Source organism: Chitinophaga sp. (assembly GCF_035761305.1).
Classification (GTDB): Bacteria; Bacteroidota; Bacteroidia; order Chitinophagales; family Chitinophagaceae; genus Chitinophaga.
In genome coordinates this window covers 1-18,522 of record NZ_DASTRI010000156.1, presented here as the reverse complement: position 1 = coordinate 18,522, position 18,522 = coordinate 1, and the positions used below count along the sequence as shown (strand labels likewise).

Here is an 18,522-nt window from a genome sequence, read left to right as displayed (position 1 = left end):
CATTGATAACGTAAACACCATATGTATAAAATGAAAAACCTCTATGTAGTGAAGCAACATTACACACAACCAACTGTGCCTGGCCGCACAATCTTATTGATCCTGTCCTGTCTATCCTTATGCCTGTCTTCCTATGGACAGCAAATGAAAAATGTCCCAAAAACCTTGCCGGATACATTCAACAACTTAACCGGCTATTATCAGGCCCTTCCTGTGGACTATGATGCAAATCCGAAAAAGTCTTATCCTTTACTGATCTCTGTGCACGGTGTAGGAGAGCTTGCCGGTGCAAACACGAAAACGCTTCAGTCCAAGGTATTAAAAAATGGCCCGCAGCACCTGATTGAGCTGGGAAAATTCCCCAACTCATTTACGGCTAACGGCCAGCAATTTTCTTTTATTGTAATTTCACCGCAGTTTAAAGTTTGGCCCGGCGCCGGCGACATTCATCGCCTGGTGGCTTACCTGCAGAAACAGCTGCGTATAGATGCCAGCCGTTTATACGTCACCGGTTTAAGCATGGGCGGCGGCGTTATCTGGGGCGCTATTTCCGAAGATCCGGCTAAAGCAAAGCAGTATGCTGCCGCCGTAGTGGTGTGCGGCGCCTACGATCCGGTTCCGTTCCCGCAGCTGCAAAAAACCATTGCCTCCGATAATACGCCTGTATGGGCATTACATAATAATAACGATCCTACGGTTCCCTATAGTTACTCAGTGGGTTGGGTAAACGCCATCAACGGCGAAAAGCCCACTCCCTCTCCCAAGGCGAAGCTAACGACTTTTGATGCCGCCATCCACGATGCGTGGTCAAAAGCCTACGATCCGAATTACCAGGAGAACGGTATGAACGTGTATGAGTGGATGCTGCAATACACCCGCGGCGCCGCCGTTACGGCACCATCGGCGCCTAGCGCCTCCAAACCGGTTACCGGTAATAAACGCATTACAGTTCCCCGCTCCAGCGGCAACCAGGTTTATTATCCCAATGCCATGAAAAGCCTGAACATTGTTGCAGGCGATACCCTGTGCCTGGCAGCAGGAGATTATGATTTTATCCAGTTCGGCGGGCTGTTAGGCACCGCTGCCAAACCCATAATAATCCAAAACTGCGGCGGCCTGGTACGCACCGGTGTTAACAGCACCACTACCGCCGCCTCTTTTATGTTTACCAACTCAAAATATTTTAAGGTAGAGGGTACCGGCGAGAAGAACCTGGAATATGGCTTTGACGTGAACGGCACCAATAAGAACGGCCAGAAGCTGTTCGGCTTTTTCTTTGGCGACGGCACCAGCGACTTTGACGTGCACAACGCCTATGTGCACGACGCCGGCATGTTTGTGCAGGCCAAAACCCTGCAGCAGTGCGGCCATCCTGAGTGGCTGGAAGGCAGGTTTGTAATGCGCAATGTGAAAATACATCACCTGTTGTGCCGCAACTCTGCCTGGGAAGGCTTTTACATCGGCAATACCCACTACCTGTGGGACGACGGCTCCTGCAAGGATATGAAATCGCACCACATTGAGAACCTGGAAGTGTATGACAACGACCTTGAAAATATGGGCAGCGATGGCATACAGATCGCTATGGCCGATATGGGCAACAACCTGGTGCACCACAACCGCGTGGTAAACTATGCCATGGCAAAAAACAGCGCCCACGGCTACGGCATCCTGTGCGGCGGCGGCAGCACCCTGCGTATCTACAACAACCGCGTGGATAAAGGATATAACTGCGGCATACAGATCTTTGGCTCCGGCATTAACTACGTATACAACAACATTATTACCAATACCTACTTTGAAGGCATAAACGTAACGGATAAGCTGGTATTTCAGCCCGCAACCGGCTACATTTATAACAATACCATTTCCAACACCGGTGTGGATGCTATTAAAATATATGCAGACCTTACCACGGTTGGCCATAAAGTGTATAATAACCTGATCATTGCCCCGGGCGCTGCAGGGGACTACCCGCAAAGCGGCATGTACATAAGAGGCGCTAAGGCTATTAAGTTCGACTATGCCAATAACCAGTCGTACAAAACCACCGACCTGCCGCTGCTGAGCAATATACTGGGCGGCATATTTACCTTAACAGCTAAATCCGCTGCAGTAAATGCCGGCCGTGATGTGTCTGATCTTGGCCTTAAAACCGACTATGATGATGTAACACGCCCCCAGGGTGGCAAGTACGATGTTGGCGCTTATGAATATAAAGGGTTGCTGAACACCGCGCCCACTGCAAATGCAGGCAACGATATAGTCATTAAGCTGCCTTCTGCCAGTGCAACGCTGAATGGTACCGGCTCAAAAGACCCGGACGGCATTATCACCAAATATTCCTGGAGGAAGAAGAGCGGCCCTGCACAGGGCATTATTGCCAGCGCTACCTCCTCCAAAACTACCGTGAGCAGCCTGGTAGCCGGCACCTATGTGTTTGAGCTGACCGTAACCGATAACAGCGGCGCTATCAACACCGATGAAGTGCTGGTAACAGTAATGCCGTCTTCCGGTAACAAGCTGCCCGACGCAGAAGCAGGCAGCGATGTAACCTTAAAGCTGCCAACCAATGCTACACAGCTGTATGGCAGCAATTCGCTTGATGCCGATGGGGTAATTACTACCTACCTGTGGAAAAAGATCAGCGGTCCCGCGTCCTACACCATTGCAGAAGCAGACGCCAGCAACACAGATGTTACCGGCCTGGTGGCAGGCACCTATGTGTTTGAGCTAACCGTAACAGATAATGCAGGCGGCAGCAGTAAAGACAGGGTAACCATTAGCGTAGTGGGTACTGGCGGCAACACCCCCCCGGTGGCCAATGCCGGTGGCAACATCAGCATTACGCTGCCCACCAGCAGTATCACGTTGAACGGTACTGCGTCCAAAGACCCGGATGGCAGCATCAGCAAATATGCCTGGACTAAAGTTAGCGGCCCCGCTGCCGGTAAAATAACCAGCCCTGCTGCCAGCAAAACCACTGTTACAGGTTTAACCACTGCAGGCACCTACGTGTTCAGGCTAACGGTAACAGACAATAAAAAGGCTACTGCTACAGACGATATAACCGTTACAGTGAATGCCGCTGCCAATAAAACGCCGGTAGCCAGTGCCGGCAATGACATCAGCATTACGCTGCCCGCCAGCAGCGCCACGTTGAACGGCACTGCGTCCAAAGATCCGGATGGCAGCATCAGCAAATATGCCTGGACCAAAGTTAGCGGCCCCTCTGCCGGTAAAATAACCAGCCCTGCTGCCAGCAAAACCACCGTTACGGGTTTAACCACCGCAGGCACCTATGTGTTCAGGTTAACGGTAACAGATAATAAGAACGCCACTGCTACAGACGATGTAACCGTTACCGTAAAAGCAGCGGCCAACAAAGCGCCGATAGCAAAAGCAGGTAATAACATCAGCATTACGCTGCCCACCAGCAGCGCCACGCTCGATGGCAGCGCCTCCAGCGATCCGGATGGCAGTATCAGCAAATATGCCTGGACCAAAGTAAGCGGTCCTGCCGGCGGTGCCATTGCCAAAGCCACGGCCAGGAAAACCAAGGTTACCGGCTTAACCACCGCAGGCACCTATGTGTTCAGGCTAACCGTAACAGATAATAAAAACGCCACTGCTACAGACGATGTAGCCATTACGGTACACGGCGCTGCCAACAAGGCGCCGGTAGCCAAGGCCGGAAATAACATCACCATTACCCTGCCCGCCAGCACCATTACGCTGGATGGCAGCGGCTCAAGCGATGCGGACGGCCGTATCACCAAATACGCATGGACCAAGGTAAGCGGCCCCTCCGCCGGCGCCATTACCAAACCTGCTGCCAGCAAAACCACCGTTACCCGCTTAACGGTTGCAGGTACCTATGTGTTCAGGCTAACAGTAACTGACGATAAAAATGCCAGGGCTACGGACGATGTAACCGTTACCGTAAAAGCAGCGGCCAACAAAGCGCCCATAGCCAACGCCGGCACCAATATAACCATCCGCCTGCCGCTGCGCACCGCGAATGTAAATGGTCATGGCTCCTATGATCCGGATGGAAAGATTGTATCTTACCTGTGGACCAAAGTAAGCGGCGGCCAGGGCACCATTATATATCCCACCAGGGGCGGCACCAACATCACCGGCCTGGATGTAGGCACCTATGTTTACCAGCTGCGCGTGACCGATGACGATGGTGCAACCGCAACCGACCGTATAACCGTAACCGTACTGCCGGATCCGGCCAACAAAGCGCCCATTGCCAACGCGGGCAGCAATATCACCATTACCCTGCCAATGACCACTGCCCATGTAAACGGCAGTGCAAGCAGGGACGCTGACGGCAGCATTAAAACATACCAGTGGACACAGGTTAGCGGCGCACACTCCACCATACAATGGCCGGATCATGTGGACAGCAATATCACCGGCCTGGTAGAACCCGGCACGTATGTGTATGAGCTGAAGGTAACCGATAATGATGGCGCTACCGCTACAGATCGTATAGCCGTAATTGTGAAGGCAGCGCCCGTGGCAAAGAACATAGCTCCGCTGGCCGTAGCCGCCGGCGACGCATCTGTACAGGCGCCTACCGACTATATGTATATAAACGCCGCAGGTTCCAGCGATCCGGATGGCACTATTGTAACCTACTCCTGGAGGCAGGTAAGCGGCCCAAGCGCGGCCTATATCTGGCATCCTGACCTGGTAGAAACCCGCATCAGCGGCCTGGAAGCAGGTACCTATGTGTTTGAGCTTACTGTAACCGACAATGAGAGCGCGGTAAGCAAAACCACCTATACGGTAAATGTGCTGCCAAACCAAACCACTATTACGCTGGATTCAGTGGCCATGTATCCCAACCCGGCCGTTACCAACATGCGTATTATGGTAAGGTATGTAGGCGCGGGCGACAGGCTGTACTTCACCATATACGACCTGAACGGCAGGCCTAAAGCCAGCTTTAGCGAGCCGGTAACCGGCAAAACCATTCAGAAGGATGTGGATGTAACCACCCTGCCTGCCGGTTATTATATCATGGAAGTAAAAGACAGCAAGGGCACCTTCCGCTGGACCGGTAAATTCCTGAAAGCAGGAGATCAAACATCGTTTTAAATTGCCTTAAATAACAAAGAGGATGTATCTCATGCAGGTACATCCTCTTTTTTTATTGCAGCAGGAGAGCCGGAGGAATATAAAATGTAAAATTTTAAATGCTAAATGTAAAAGTAAAATACGGCGAAACCGGTAACGTATCAGGTTAGCTGCTTTTTGCTTTAAGCTTTCTGCTTTACGCTCAAAATAGCCCTGTAAATTTCCGCTACTGAATTTTCCCAGGTATGTGATTGTGCAAATGCAATGCGTGCCGCACGCCGCCGGGGATCATCTTCGTCCATTGCCTTTTCAATCAGCGGAATATAATCCTCCGCAGTTGCCGCCAGGTATACATGGTCCCTGAACAGCTGCATGGTTTTGGTATCTGTAGCTACGGCCGGTTTGCCCATGGCCAGGTATTCGTCGATTTTCAGGGGGTAGTTGCCAATGGTGATCTCATTCACCAGCTGCGGGTTTATGCACACATCAAAATGCTGTAAATAGGCCGGCAGCTCCGGCATGGATTTACGGCCCAGGAAGTGGATATTAGGTTGTTGGTGCAGCGCCGACTGGCGGAATACCTCATCTTCCGGCCCTACCAGCACAATCTGCCACTGCGGCCGGCTGCGGCTGATGTGCAGGAGTATGTTAATATCCAGTCGCATGGCGGTTAAGGCGCCTACATAGCCTACAACCGGCATATCTGTTACAGGCAGGTCCTGCGGCCGGTCGTAAAGCTTTTGCGGGTCAAACAGGCTCAGATCGCAGCCCTGGCCTACGTAATAACTGTTACGGTTATACTTTAACAGCATATCTGTAAGGTACAGGGAGTTAGCCACTGCTACATCCGCCTTGGCAATATGCCGCGGCTCCAGCCCGGGCCCGTGCCTTTTCCAGTAATCCATGGCTACCAGGTAATCCCTGCTGTAATAAATATAGCAGTCGGGGCGCAGCAGCTCTTTCAGGTAAAAGCCCCGGAAAATATCATTGTCGTTAAACAAAAGAATATTCTTAAACCCCAGCTGCTGCACAGCGGCCTGTATGCTTTTGGCAAAGCGCCTGTTGTTAATGCGGTTAAAAACAGAGAACAGGGGGGTAAAAGGTATAAAATTGGCTGATTCCAGCACCCGGTCGGGGTACAGGTTCCAGAAGTTGTCGCCAATAGGTACAATGCCATTGGCCCTGCCTTTCGCCACTTTCAGGTGAAAAGCCACTTCGGGATCATCCTTTTGCTGCAGAATAGTGCGCCGGTCCAGCGGTGAATTTACATACAGCACCCGGTTATGCCGGGCAAACTGCAATGCGATATTTTTACAATTGCTGCCAATAGGGGTATGCCATTGCTGTAAGCCTACAATAACGATGTCCCGGTTTTGAATAAGGGGCATAAGAATGCTGAATAGTTTTTGAATGATGCAAAGGTAGTGAATAGTTACCAGGGTTATGCCGGTCAACAGGGATGCTGAGTGGTTATTGCCGTCTTTTAGGTATATTTATTAAAGGCTAAAGTACCGATTACTTTTTTGTTGAGCTTCCAAAATTATGGCCATGACAGAAACTGTAGATATAAGATTGTTAACAGCAGAAGATTATTTTGACCTGAAAGAGTCCATGGTATCTGCCTACCCGGACATGGCGGGCAGCTACTGGCGCGAGCCTACGCTGCGCAGGCTTATCAGCCTGTTTCCCGAAGGGCAGATAGCCGTTACCGTAAATGGAAAGGTGGTAGGCTGCGCGCTGTCCATTATCGTAGACTATGAAAAATTCGGTGATGAACATACCTATGAGCAGATTACCGGGTACTATACCTTTAGCACGCATGATCCCAAAGGGGATATACTGTACGGCATAGAAATATTTGTACATCCCGACTACCGGGGCAGGCGCCTGGCCCGCCGCCTCTATGACGCGCGCAAAAGCTTATGCGAGCGCCTGAACCTGCGCGGCATAGTAGCCGGCGGCCGCATCCCCAACTACGAAAAGTACGCGGATGAGATGACGCCCCGCGAGTACATTGAGAAAGTGCAGGATAAAGAGATCTATGATCCTACGCTTACCTTCCAGTTCTCCAACGATTTCCTGGTAAAGAAGATACTGCGCAACTACCTGCCGCATGATGAGTCGTCAAAAGGCTTTGCCACGCTGCTGCAGTGGTACAATATCTATTATGAGAAGGATGCAGATACCGTGCGCTACAACAAATCAACCGTACGTATTGGCCTGGTGCAGTGGCAAATGCGCGACTACCGCAGCCTTAGCGGTTTCCTGGAGCAGGTGGAATATTTTATTGATGCGGTAAGCGACTACGGCTCCGACTTTGTAGTGTTTCCCGAGCTGTTCAATGCCCCGCTGATGGCGGAGTTTAACCAGCTGGACCCCGCCGGCGCCATACGCGGCGTGGCAAAATATACCGAGCAGATACGTGACGAATTTGTGCGCCATGCCGTTTCGTACAATGTAAACATTATCGGCGGCAGCATGCCCATTGTTATTGACGAGCAGCTGTATAACATCAGCTACCTGTGCCGCCGCGACGGTACTTACGACCACTACATAAAAATGCATCCCACCCCCAGCGAAGTATTTGCCTGGGGCGTAAAAGGAGGGCAGGAGCTGAAGGTGTTTGATACAGACTGCGGCAAAATAGGCATACAGATCTGCTATGACGTAGAGTTTCCCGAGCCCAGCCGCATGCTGGCAGAGCAGGGGATGCAAATTCTGTTCGTGCCGTTCCTCACTGATACGCAGCATGCGTATAACCGTGTCCGTTTTTGCGCGCAGGCGCGCGCAGTGGAAATGGAGTGCTACGTGGCCATAGCCGGCTGCGTTGGCAATTTGCCCAAGGTAAATAATATGGACCTGCAATATGCGCAAAGCGCGGTGCTTACCCCGTCGGACTTTGCATTTCCTGTAAACGGCGTAAAGGCCGACGCCACGCCCAATACGGAAATGATTGTGATTGCGGATGTTGACCTGGTGCTGCTGAAGGAGCTGAATGCCTTTGGCAGCGTACATACCATGAAAGACATGCGCAAAGACCTGTACGAAGTAAGGTGGAAAAAGTAAGGGCGGGCAGGCTATGAATTCACATGAACATTGATTATTTTGCAATAAGCTTACAACAGAACGTTCCGTATAAAACCCGCACATGTATCACAAGATTAATTTAGCATTACAGATCATACCACAGGTAGCCAGCGATAAAGTATATGCTGTAGTAGATGAAGCCATAGCAGTGATACAGGCCTCCGGCGTACCGTACCGCGTATGCCCGTTTGAAACGGTGATGGAAGGCCCTTATGACCAGCTGATGGAAATTGCCCGTAAAGCGCAGGAAGTATGCTTTAAAGCCGGCGCAGAACAGTTGCTGGTGTATATTAAAATGCAGATCCGCAAGGATAGCGATGTAACCATGGAAGAAAAGGTAGGAAAGTACGATTAGCGCGCGCACGAGCCGGGCGTCTATAATGTAGTAGTCAACACATCTATATCAACCAATTTCTAAACCGCGCAACATGAAAAAAATTTTCGCGTGCATCATGCTGTGCTGTTGCTTGTTGCCTGTTTTGCTAAAGGCGCAGAACCCCGTAGTACGTGGCAGCGTAACAGCATCAGACGGAGGACAGCCCCTCCCCGGCGTAACCATCCAGGTAAAAGGCGGCGCCGCCGGCGCTACCACCAATGCAGATGGCCGTTTCAGTATTACCGTACCCACCACCAACGCCACCCTGGTGTTCAGCTTTGTAGGTTATTTGAAAAAGGAGGTGCCCCTGAACGGGCAAACAAGCCTGCAGGTAACCCTTACGCCCGATACCCGCGAGCTGCAGCAGGTGGTGGTAACGGCATTGGGCATTAAAAAAGAGAAAAGGGCGCTGGGTTATGCCGTGCAGGATGTAAGCGGGGCCGACCTCATCACCTCCAAACAAACCAACGTGGTAAATGCCCTGCAGGGGAAAGTAGCCGGCGTGCAGATCTCCAGCACCGGCGGCGCGCCCGGCCAGGGGGCCAGGATCATTATCCGCGGCATTAATTCGCTTGATCCTACCAAATCCAACCAGCCGTTGTTTGTGGTGGATGGCATTCCCATAGACAATGATACCTATACCAGTACAGGTATAGATGATACCCGCGGCATGAGCAACCGCGCCGCGGATATTAACCCGGATGACGTGGAAAGCATTTCCATTTTGAGGGGCGGCGCCGCCACTGCCCTGTATGGCCTGCGGGCTGCCAACGGCGCCGTGGTGATCACTACCAAATCCGGCAGGGCAGGGCGTTTAATGGTAAGCCTTACCTCTACCTACGGCATTGATAATGTGAACAAAACACCCGACGTGCAAACCCGTTTTTCCCAGGGTTACAAGGGCGAGTATGATAAAACCAGCTTCTGGCCCTCCTGGGGCCCTACCGTGGAAGAAGCCAGGCAGCTGGACCCTACACATCCTGCATCCCTGTTCAATAACTACAAGCGCGCTTATAAAACAGGCAAGCAGGTGCGCAATACGCTGAACATGAGCGGCGGCACGGAAAAAGCAGTGTTTGCCGCATCTTTCTCCCAGTTTGACCAGGACGGCGTAATTCCCTTCAGCGATTACAAAAACTACTCTGCAAAGCTGAACGGGGAGCTGCGCTTCAGCGACAAGTTTAAAATGGGCGCTTCCATGAACTATATTAATTCCGGCGGCTACCGCGTAAATGCGGACCGTTACGGGGAGCAGCTGATTTACTGGTCGCCGCGCTGGGATGTGGCCGATTATATTAAGCCCGACGGCACACAGAATACATATAATGCTACCGGTACAGATAACCCGATGTTCACCTTATACCACAACCGTTTTAAAGACAATGTAAACCGCGTGATCGGTAACGTGAATGCCACTTACTCGCCCTTTAAATGGCTGGATCTGATTTACCGCGTGGGCACCGACTTTTACAACGATGCAAGAACCTTTACAGCGGCCGGCCCTAAAGGACTGGCGGATGAAGTGCCTAACGGCGATGCCGGCCAGGGTTTTGTGTACGAATACCAGATCAATAAACGTACGCTGAACAGCACCTTTATCGCCAACTTCAAAAATAACATCACGCCGCGCCTCACGTCTGACCTGAAGCTGGGGCATGACCTGTATGAATATAAGCTGAAACGCCTGGCAACAGAAGGCGACACCCTTGACATACCGGACCTGCTGATAATGCAGAATGCCAAACGCGTAGTAAGCCGGCAGTATAAAGAGGATTACCGCATTATCGGCGTGTTTGCCGACTGGACGTTAAATTGGGACAATTACCTGTATCTTACATTTTCCGGCCGTGAAGACTTTACCTCTACGCTGCCAACCCACCGCCACCACTTTTTCTATCCTTCGGTAAGCGCAGGCTATATTTTTACAGACCACCTGAAGCTGCCGCAGCACATTCTCTCTTATGGTAAGCTCCGTGCTTCCTGGGCAAAAATAGGAAAGGATGCATCTCCCTACAAGCTCACTTCCGGTTATGAAACACTGCCCGGTGGCCCGATTGATAATAATATTATTGGCTGGACAAGGGCCGATACCAAAACCGACCCGGACCTGAAACCGGAATTTACCAGCACCTTTGAAGCCGGTACAGAGTTGAAGTTCCTGGATAACCGTATAGGCATTGACTTTACCTGGTACACTTCCAAAAGTAAGGACCTCGTGATGAGCATACCCATTCCGTCCAGCGCCGGTTACGAAACCTTTTACACCAATGCCGGCTCAATCCAGAACCGGGGCATTGAAATATCGCTGAACGGCACGCCGGTAAAAAGCAAAAACTTCAACTGGGATGTGCGGGTGAACTTTTCCGCCAACCGCAACAAAGTGCTGGCCCTGCGCGAAGGGGTAAATGAGATTGTGGTAGGCTCCCAGTTTGGTTACGCCAGCTCCAACGCCACCATGAAATATATTGTAGGGTACCCGGTAGGCGCTATATTCGGCCGCAGCTATGCCAGGTATTATGGAAATGATACAGAAGACGAGCTGACCATTGACAAAAGCCGGCCTATCCTGATCCAAAGCAGCGGGTCGCTGGCCGGTTTCCCGGTTATTAATACCACGCAAAAATACCTGGGCAACTCACAGCCGAAATGGATAGGCAGCATTTACAATACGCTTTCCTATAAGGCATTTAGCCTTTCTTTCCTGTTTGATGTAAGGCACGGCGTGCAAAAGTATAACCAGTTCGCCAACTTCCTGGCCGCTTTTGGCGCTTCAAAAATGACGGAGAACCGCGACCAGACAAAGGTGTTTGACGGGGTATTTGCAGATGGCAAACCGAACGATATTCCCGTGTACCTGGGCCAGGGCGTTGGCCCGGATGGCAGGGATTATGGCGACGGCTATTACCGCAGCGTATACCGGGGCGTAACGGAAGTTTTTATTGAAGATGCTTCGTGGGTACGTTTACGTAATGTAAGCCTCTCTTACCAGCTGCCTTCCAGGCTGCTGTCTAAAACCCATTTTATCAGCGGCGCCAATATTACCCTTACCGGTAATAACCTGTGGCTGCATACCAAATACACTGGCTTTGATCCGGAGTCCAGCTCCTTTGACGCTGGCAGCAATGCCGACGCCTTTGCCGGGTTTACCTACCCGGCTGTACGGAGCTTCCTGGCCAGCATTAACGTAACCTTTTAAAGCGCTGCATTATGAAAAGATTGATCATAGCCGTTACCTGCTGCAGCCTGTTTATTATAACAGGGTGTAAGAAGTACCTGGACGTAAATAAAAATCCAAATATATCAGAAGCTGCGCCCCTCAATGGATTGCTGGGCAGCACTACTTACAATACCGCCTATACGGTGTACCGCACCGGTAATAATACCTCGTACTTTGTGCAATACCTGGCGTCGCCCAACACAGCCAGCAGCTCAGATACGTATGATGAGGTGGACTACAGCGGCACCTGGGAAGCAACCTATAATACCATGGCCGACCTGTATGATCTTATTCACCAGGCCGACTCCACGGGGGCATACGGGCATGCCGGCGCCGGCAGAATTATGCTGGCGCTCAACCTGAGCATCATGAATTCCCTTTTTGGCGCGGTGCCTTACAAGGAAGCGCTGAGCGGCAATTTCGTACAGCCGCATTATGATGAGGACAAAGACGTATACGCCTCCTGCCTGTCATTGATAGATGAAGGTTTGGCAGACCTGGCCAAGCCCGATCCCAAGATACTCCTGGATGAAACCCGCGACCTGATACACCATGGCGACACGGCTGCCTGGAGAAAAACGGGCTACGCGCTTAAAGCCCGCCTGCTCACCCGCATTACCAAAACAGCCGATTATGATCCGGCCCAGGTGCTGGCCGCGCTGAACAGCGCCTACACCGGCAACAGTGATGATGCGCAGATCACCCAGTTCCAGTCGCGCAGCCCCTGGAACCAGGCCGCCTATAACAATACACAGGCGTTGCTCGACGGCTGGCTGAGCACCCACTTTGTAGCGGCGCTGAACGACAGCACCTTTGGCGTATTTGATCCGCGCCTGCCCCTGATAGCAGATACCACCCGCTATGGCGATTACCGCGGCACCATCAATGGCAAGGGCAGGGTAGGCACAGGTACTAATCACGATGAAAGCTATCTTTCCCTGAATGGTTTTTATTCAAAAGGCGGTGCGCCGCTGATCCTTATCACGTATGCGGAGTGCAGGTTCATTGCGGCAGAAGCATATTTCCGCGCCGGCGATAAGCACAATGCCTACATCGCCTACCAGGACGGTATCAGGGCCAATATGGATAAGATAGGCGTAAGCGCGGCCAACCGCGATGCCTATGTTAATAACGCGGCAGTGTCGGTAGGAGAGGCCAATATAACACTGGCGCTTATTATGAAGGAAAAATACGTTGCCATGTTCCTGAACCCCGAAGCATGGGTAGATGCCCGCCGGTTCGACTATATGTACAAAGACTTTCACATGCCGGAAAACGCCGTGCTGGACACCTATATCCGCCGCGTGGCTTACCCGAGCATAGAAACCAGCCGTAACGCCGGCAATGTACCTGCTGTAGGTTCGCTGGCCGACAGGTTGTGGTGGGACGAGTAAGTTTAATTACGAATTGTCAATTACAAATTACGAATTGGATGAAAGCGGAACGCTTAGCATTGAATGTAGAAATTATACGCAACATTCATCTGCTAAGCGTTCCGCAATTTATTTTCAAAGGTATTCATGAATGCTTCGCATTTCGTAATTCGTAATTGACAATTCATAATTGAATTCCCTATCGTCCAAATACAAAATACGCTACCAGCAGCGTAAAGAATATATTAAACACCTGGGCAATAATAAACGCAATGGCGGGGCGGCCGTTCTCCATCCTGAAAATATCGGTGAACTTGGTTTCCAGCCCTATACAGGTAAAGGCAAGCGCAAACCAGTAGGTCTGTAATTCTTTCAGCGGTCCTTTTGCAGCAGCAACCGTTGCCGGCGGCAGTATAAAGGAAAATAACAGCGACGCCAGTACGAAACCCAGCACAAATTTCGGGAAGCGCTCCCAAACGGTTTTCAGTCCCGGCTTTTTATCAGCGCTTATCTCTTTTTTGCTAATGGTCCAGTACACCGAAATGAAAAAGGCGGCCAGGCCCAGGAGCACATTTTGCGAGAATTTTACCAGCGTGGCATACTTCAGCGCTTCTTCGCCCAGCAGGGTGCCTGCGGCTACCACGGCGCCGGAAGTATCAATAGTGCCGCCCAGCCATGCCCCGGCTACGGGCGCGGTCATGTGCGTCCACACGGCAATGTATGGCATAATCAGCATCATGGGAATGGCAATGATCAGCACCAGGGAAATTACGTGCGACAGCTTGCGGTTATCGCCCTCAATAGCGCCGGAAGTAGCAATAGCGGCAGATACGCCGCAAATAGACACTGCGCTGGAGATCATCATCCGGAATTCATCATCCAGCCCCATTTTTTTACATACCCAAAATGAGAAGTACCATACGGTAAACACTACCACTACTGATTGCAGGATGCCCAGCCCGCCGGCGTTGATAACATCCTGGAACAGCACATTGGCGCCTAATAGTACCAGGCCTATTTTAATAAACAGCTCCGTTTGAATGGCAGGTTTCAGCCAGGCGGGCACGCCCAGCACATTGTTGATGAAAAGGCCCAGTAACAGGCTGAATAACACCACTTCAATCCCCAGGTCTTTAATGGCCTTATTGCCGGTGATCAGCTGCGCGGCCAGGCTGATTACAACAATGCCCAGCAGGCTAACAGCCAGCTTGAGCGGCTGCGCATTTCCGGCCAGCAAACGGGCCAGCAGCAGGCTGCCCAGCGCCCACAGGAACAGGATGCCGGTTTGGCTTAATAAGGCCGGGTTGGTGAGCTGCGCCCACAGGCCGCTGCCATTATTCCAGGCGCCGAATTTAGGAAGGGTAGGCGCAAAACCGACAGCTACCAGTACAATTGTCAGGAAAGCAATAATAACCGCTATCCAGTCTTCGTGGAGAGAAATTTTCATAGTACGGAAAAGGTTTTTTATACAAGATAGCGCATGGTGGGTGCGGCCGGCAATATACAAATCAATTACGAATTATTTAATTACGAATTGTGAATTGTGGGCAGCGGGCAGTTTGCATAAGGCATGTATGCATTACTGCCGTTCCAGGTAATTAAATGTGAGCTATACGATTACCATTTTTGCAGGGGCGTAGTTTATAATTCCAATTGTACGCTGCTTGAATGGCGCACCGCCAATCATTCGTAATTCGTAATTAAATAATTCCTGATTAATGAAAGAATATATAGCCCAGCACAATCGCCGCCACCACGCCTACCAGGTCGGCAATGAGGCCGCAGGTTAAGGCATAGCGGGTGTTGCGGATGTTTACAGAACCAAAGTAAACGGCCAGGATATAAAAGGTGGTTTCCGTGGAGCCCTGCATAATACAAACCAGGCGCCCCACAAAGGAGTCGGGGTGGTACACCTTCATGGCGTCAACCATGAGGCCGCGGGCAGCGCCCCCGCTCAGGGTTTTCATAAGGCCTACCGGCAATGCCGGCACAAAATCGGTGTTAATGCCCATCCAGGCAAACACGCTGCCAATGGCATTCACCAGGTAATCCATGCAGCCGGTGGCGCGGAAGGCGGCAATAGCTACCAGTATAGCCACCAGGTACGGGATGATCATCACTACGGTCTGGAAACCGTCTTTGGCGCCGTCAATAAACACTTCATATACATTGATGCGCCGTATAAAACCCAGCACCAGGAAAGAGATGATAATGGAGAAGATGATCAATCCGCCCAGCAGGCCGGTGTACGTAGCTACATCAGCAGGAGGCATGTTGTGCATCCACAGATACAGGCCGTACATAAGCAGGGCAAACCCGCCAAAGAACACCAGCGACGGCAGGTTAAACAGGCTGATACGCTGGTACAGCGCCACGGCTATTACGCCGCTCATGAACGATATAAACGTGCCTATCACGGTAGGAATAAAAATATCGGCAGGATTGGCCGCGCCCATGGCCAGGCGCATGGCAATTACCGAAGTGGGAATCAGCGTCATGCCGGCGGTATTCAGCACCAGGAACATGATCTGCGCATTGGTGGCGGTATCGGCAGACGGGTTCAGCTCCTGCAGCTCTTTCATGGCTTTCAGGCCTACCGGCGTGGCGGCATTGTCCAGCCCAAGCATATTAGCCGAAAAGTTCATTACAATAGAGCCCATGGAAGGGTGCTTTTTAGGGATGCCCGGGAACAGCCTGGAAAAAAAGGGATCTACCGCCCTGGCAAAAATGCCGATCATACCGGCCTTTTCCCCTACGCGCATAATACCCATCCAGAAGGTCATAATGCCGGCCAGGCCCAGGGAAATTTCCGCGCCGGTTTTGGCGCTGTCGAACATGGCGGTCATTACGGATGAAAAAACAGCAGTGTCATGCAGGAAAATCAGGCGGATCAGCGCCACAATAAATGCGATCACAAAAAAAGCGATCCAGATGTAGTTTAATGCCATAGTCGTTGGTTAGTCCGCCGGCCATTTGTTTAACAGCCGTGCTGCGTAGATGATATCGCGCTAAAATGTTTTAAATAACGGCCTGCCGGCCAATACCATTTGCCAAATCTAAATGCTAAAATCGTAAATTAAAAATGGCGGAAATATTTATACCGCCGCCGGCATCCCGCCAAACCCTTGCCGGCGCCGCTTCTCCTCCTGTTCCACCGGCGAAATGGACTATTGTACAATTTTCCTTATCTTTGCGGGCAAATTTTTAAAAAAAGTATGGCGTTGCAAGCAGGAATAGTAGGATTGCCGAACGTAGGAAAATCAACATTATTTAACGCAGTTAGTAACAGCGCCAAAGCACAGGCCAGTAACTACCGGTTCTGTACTATTGAGCCGAATGTGGGCCTGGTAGATGTGCCGGACGCCCGCCTGTATAAGCTGGAGGAGCTGGTAAAACCCAACCGGGTAGTACCCACCACCATCGAGTTCGTGGACATTGCCGGCCTGGTAAAAGGCGCCAGCAAGGGAGAAGGCCTGGGCAACAAGTTCCTGGCCAACATCCGGGAGGTAGACGCCATTGTGCACGTGATCCGCTGCTTTGAAGACGACAATATCTTAAGGGAAGAAGGCCCCATAAACCCGGTAGCCGACAAGGAGATCATTGATACCGAGCTGCAGCTGAAGGACCTGGAAACCGTGGAAAAGAAGATAGCCCGGGTAGAAAAGATGGCCAAAACCGGCGGCGATCCCAAAGCCAAAAAGGAATATGAAATATTGAAAGAGTGCCAGCAGTGCCTGGAGCAGGGCCGCAACATCCGCTCCCTGGGCCTCAGCAAGGAAGACCGTACGGCTATTGCCGACCTGTTCCTGCTCACTGAAAAGCCGGTATTATATGTAGCCAACGTAGACGAAGCCTCCCTGCATACCGGCAATAAATACTCCGAAACCCTCCGGGACGCTGTAAAAGCAGAAAATGCAGAAGTAATAGTGATGAACAACTCTATAGAAGCCCAGATCTCCGAAATGGAAGACCCGGCGGATAAAGAGCTGTTCCTGTCGGAATACCAGCTGGAAGAGCCGGGCCTTAACCGCCTGATCCGCTCTGCCTACAAGCTGCTGAACCTCATTACCTATTTTACGGCAGGCGTGCAGGAAGTACGCGCCTGGACCATCCACAACGGCTGGAAAGCCCCCCAGGCCGCTAGCGTAATACACACCGATTTTGAAAAAGGCTTTATTAAGGCAGAGGTAATTGCGTATGACGATTATGTGAAGTACGGCTCCGAAGCAGCGGCCCGCGACAACGGCCGCCTGCGTATAGAAGGGAAGGAGTACCTGGTGCAGGATGGCGATGTAATGCATTTCCGTTTTAATGTATAGCCGTTCGGCGGCTTTTAAGATAACCCAACCTGGTTGGGGTTACAACAAAATAGAAGGTCCTGGTAATGCACCAGGACCTTCGCCAATTTTAAGGAGTGAGTAAGTTATAAGTTATACCCCAGGGAAACATAGTACTGCGCTCCCACGGTAGGATTACCCCATGATTGAATGTATTCGTTTTTCAGGATATTGGCGCCGCCTATCTTTACGGTGGTTTTTATTTTCGGGAACAGCTTGCTGATCTGCGCATCCAGCGTGCCGTAGGCCGGCATCTCGCTGTAGCCCAGTGTTCTTACTACCGGCCCCACAAAGGACGACTGCCATATGAACTTATCCTGCCAGCGCCAGGTAACATTAAAGCCGAAGTTAGAGCCTGCAATATTGCGGTTGCCTGCATACAGGTTGTAACGCACCTTGGGCGTGTTGTACATAGCCTGGAAACCGCCCAGGTCTTTTTCGTTCGACAGCTCGTTATAGGAAATGTTGCCGCCCACCATAAAGTTCATGGGCATAGAGTAGTCGATGCCCACGGCCCATCCCCATGATTTAATGTCTTTTGTAAAGTTCACCGGAATGGAATATATCTCGGAGGTGCCTGCGCCGGTGGGCTTTACCAGCACCTGCGAGCCGTTAAAGTTCTTGAAGTTGTTCGTATATACATAAGCGTCTACCAGCACTTTATTGGCAAACAGCCCTTTGTAGCCTGCTTCCCAGGCAATGATCCTTTCCGGCTCAAAATCGCGGAACTGGTATGGCTCGGGGTGGCCGGCCTGCACAGACTCCAGCGTATAAACAGGACCATTTTTCAGTCCATAACGGTCAATCAGGAAGGGCAGGCCACCTATCAGGCGCGCCTGGGGTGTTTGAAGGTCTATGTACTGGTCCTGGCAGTTGGGTATGCGGAAACCGGTTTGGTATGAAGCGCGGAAGTTATGCGTTTTTAGGAAAGTGTACACCGCGGACAGGCGGGGACTGAACTGTCCTTTAAAGTTCTCGTTCTTGTCGTAACGGATAGAGCCGGTCAGGTGCAGGTGATCTTCCAGCACGCTTTTGGCCAGC

Annotated in this window: 10 protein-coding genes; 6 read left to right on the top strand and 4 right to left on the bottom strand. The window is 51.4% G+C overall.

Going from position 1 to position 18,522, the window contains the following annotated elements:
* Window positions 1–165 precede the first annotated feature (165 nt).
* Window positions 166–5,112: a PKD domain-containing protein gene (locus VFS25_RS13735; protein WP_326462727.1), complete on the top strand. Its 4,947-nt coding sequence runs from the start codon at window positions 166–168 to the stop codon at window positions 5,110–5,112.
* A gap of 161 nt (window positions 5,113–5,273) precedes the next feature.
* Here the strand turns inward: VFS25_RS13735 and VFS25_RS13730 are convergent, their stop codons facing one another.
* A complete protein-coding gene (locus VFS25_RS13730; protein WP_326462726.1) occupies window positions 5,274–6,479 on the bottom strand; it encodes a glycosyltransferase in 1,206 nt (401 codons plus the stop codon).
* Window positions 6,480–6,639: 160 nt separating this feature from the next.
* On the opposite strand from VFS25_RS13730, the gene VFS25_RS13725 reads away from it, so the two are divergent.
* The 4 genes from VFS25_RS13725 (at window position 6,640) to VFS25_RS13710 (ending at window position 13,165) form a co-directional block, all read left to right on the top strand.
* Complete coding sequence (locus VFS25_RS13725) at window positions 6,640–8,157, top strand: bifunctional GNAT family N-acetyltransferase/carbon-nitrogen hydrolase family protein (protein WP_326462725.1); 1,518 nt, start codon at window positions 6,640–6,642, stop codon at window positions 8,155–8,157.
* 82 nt (window positions 8,158–8,239) lie between these two features.
* Window positions 8,240–8,533, top strand: coding sequence for a thiamine-binding protein (locus tag VFS25_RS13720; protein ID WP_326462724.1), 294 nt, complete (start codon window positions 8,240–8,242; stop codon window positions 8,531–8,533).
* A gap of 73 nt (window positions 8,534–8,606) precedes the next feature.
* Window positions 8,607–11,750 (top strand): SusC/RagA family TonB-linked outer membrane protein, encoded by a 3,144-nt coding sequence (locus VFS25_RS13715; protein ID WP_326462723.1) that lies wholly within the window; start codon window positions 8,607–8,609, stop codon window positions 11,748–11,750.
* Between the two features lie 11 nt (window positions 11,751–11,761).
* On the top strand, window positions 11,762–13,165 hold the full coding sequence (locus tag VFS25_RS13710) for a SusD/RagB family nutrient-binding outer membrane lipoprotein (protein ID WP_326462722.1): 1,404 nt from the start codon (window positions 11,762–11,764) through the stop codon (window positions 13,163–13,165).
* A gap of 178 nt (window positions 13,166–13,343) precedes the next feature.
* On the opposite strand, the gene VFS25_RS13705 is transcribed toward VFS25_RS13710, so the two are convergent.
* The gene (locus VFS25_RS13705) at window positions 13,344–14,591 is read right to left on the bottom strand and encodes a YeiH family protein (RefSeq protein ID WP_326462721.1); all 1,248 of its coding nucleotides are present in this window, start codon (window positions 14,589–14,591) and stop codon (window positions 13,344–13,346) included.
* 268 nt (window positions 14,592–14,859) lie between these two features.
* Window positions 14,860–16,092, bottom strand: coding sequence for a nucleoside recognition domain-containing protein (locus VFS25_RS13700; protein WP_326462720.1), 1,233 nt, complete (start codon window positions 16,090–16,092; stop codon window positions 14,860–14,862).
* A gap of 267 nt (window positions 16,093–16,359) precedes the next feature.
* On the opposite strand from VFS25_RS13700, the gene ychF reads away from it, so the two are divergent.
* Entirely contained in the window at window positions 16,360–17,463 is a 1,104-nt protein-coding gene (gene ychF / locus VFS25_RS13695; protein ID WP_326462719.1) for a redox-regulated ATPase YchF, read from the top strand.
* Window positions 17,464–17,567: 104 nt separating this feature from the next.
* Here the strand turns inward: ychF and VFS25_RS13690 are convergent.
* The coding region (locus tag VFS25_RS13690) for a TonB-dependent receptor domain-containing protein (protein WP_326462718.1) at window positions 17,568–18,522 on the bottom strand (955 nt) is incomplete at its 5' end.

What these genes read in the sequence shown, in the direction of transcription:
- VFS25_RS13730 (WP_326462726.1), bottom strand. Translation starts at nt 6,479, where the DNA reads ATGCCCCTTATTCAAAACCGGGACATCGTTATTGTAGGCTTACAGCAA.
- VFS25_RS13725 (WP_326462725.1), top strand. Translation starts at nt 6,640, where the DNA reads ATGACAGAAACTGTAGATATAAGATTGTTAACAGCAGAAGATTATTTT.
- VFS25_RS13720 (WP_326462724.1), top strand. Translation starts at nt 8,240, where the DNA reads ATGTATCACAAGATTAATTTAGCATTACAGATCATACCACAGGTAGCC.
- VFS25_RS13715 (WP_326462723.1), top strand. Translation starts at nt 8,607, where the DNA reads ATGAAAAAAATTTTCGCGTGCATCATGCTGTGCTGTTGCTTGTTGCCT.
- VFS25_RS13710 (WP_326462722.1), top strand. Translation starts at nt 11,762, where the DNA reads ATGAAAAGATTGATCATAGCCGTTACCTGCTGCAGCCTGTTTATTATA.
- VFS25_RS13705 (WP_326462721.1), bottom strand. Translation starts at nt 14,591, where the DNA reads ATGAAAATTTCTCTCCACGAAGACTGGATAGCGGTTATTATTGCTTTC.
- VFS25_RS13700 (WP_326462720.1), bottom strand. Translation starts at nt 16,092, where the DNA reads ATGGCATTAAACTACATCTGGATCGCTTTTTTTGTGATCGCATTTATT.
- ychF (WP_326462719.1), top strand. Translation starts at nt 16,360, where the DNA reads ATGGCGTTGCAAGCAGGAATAGTAGGATTGCCGAACGTAGGAAAATCA.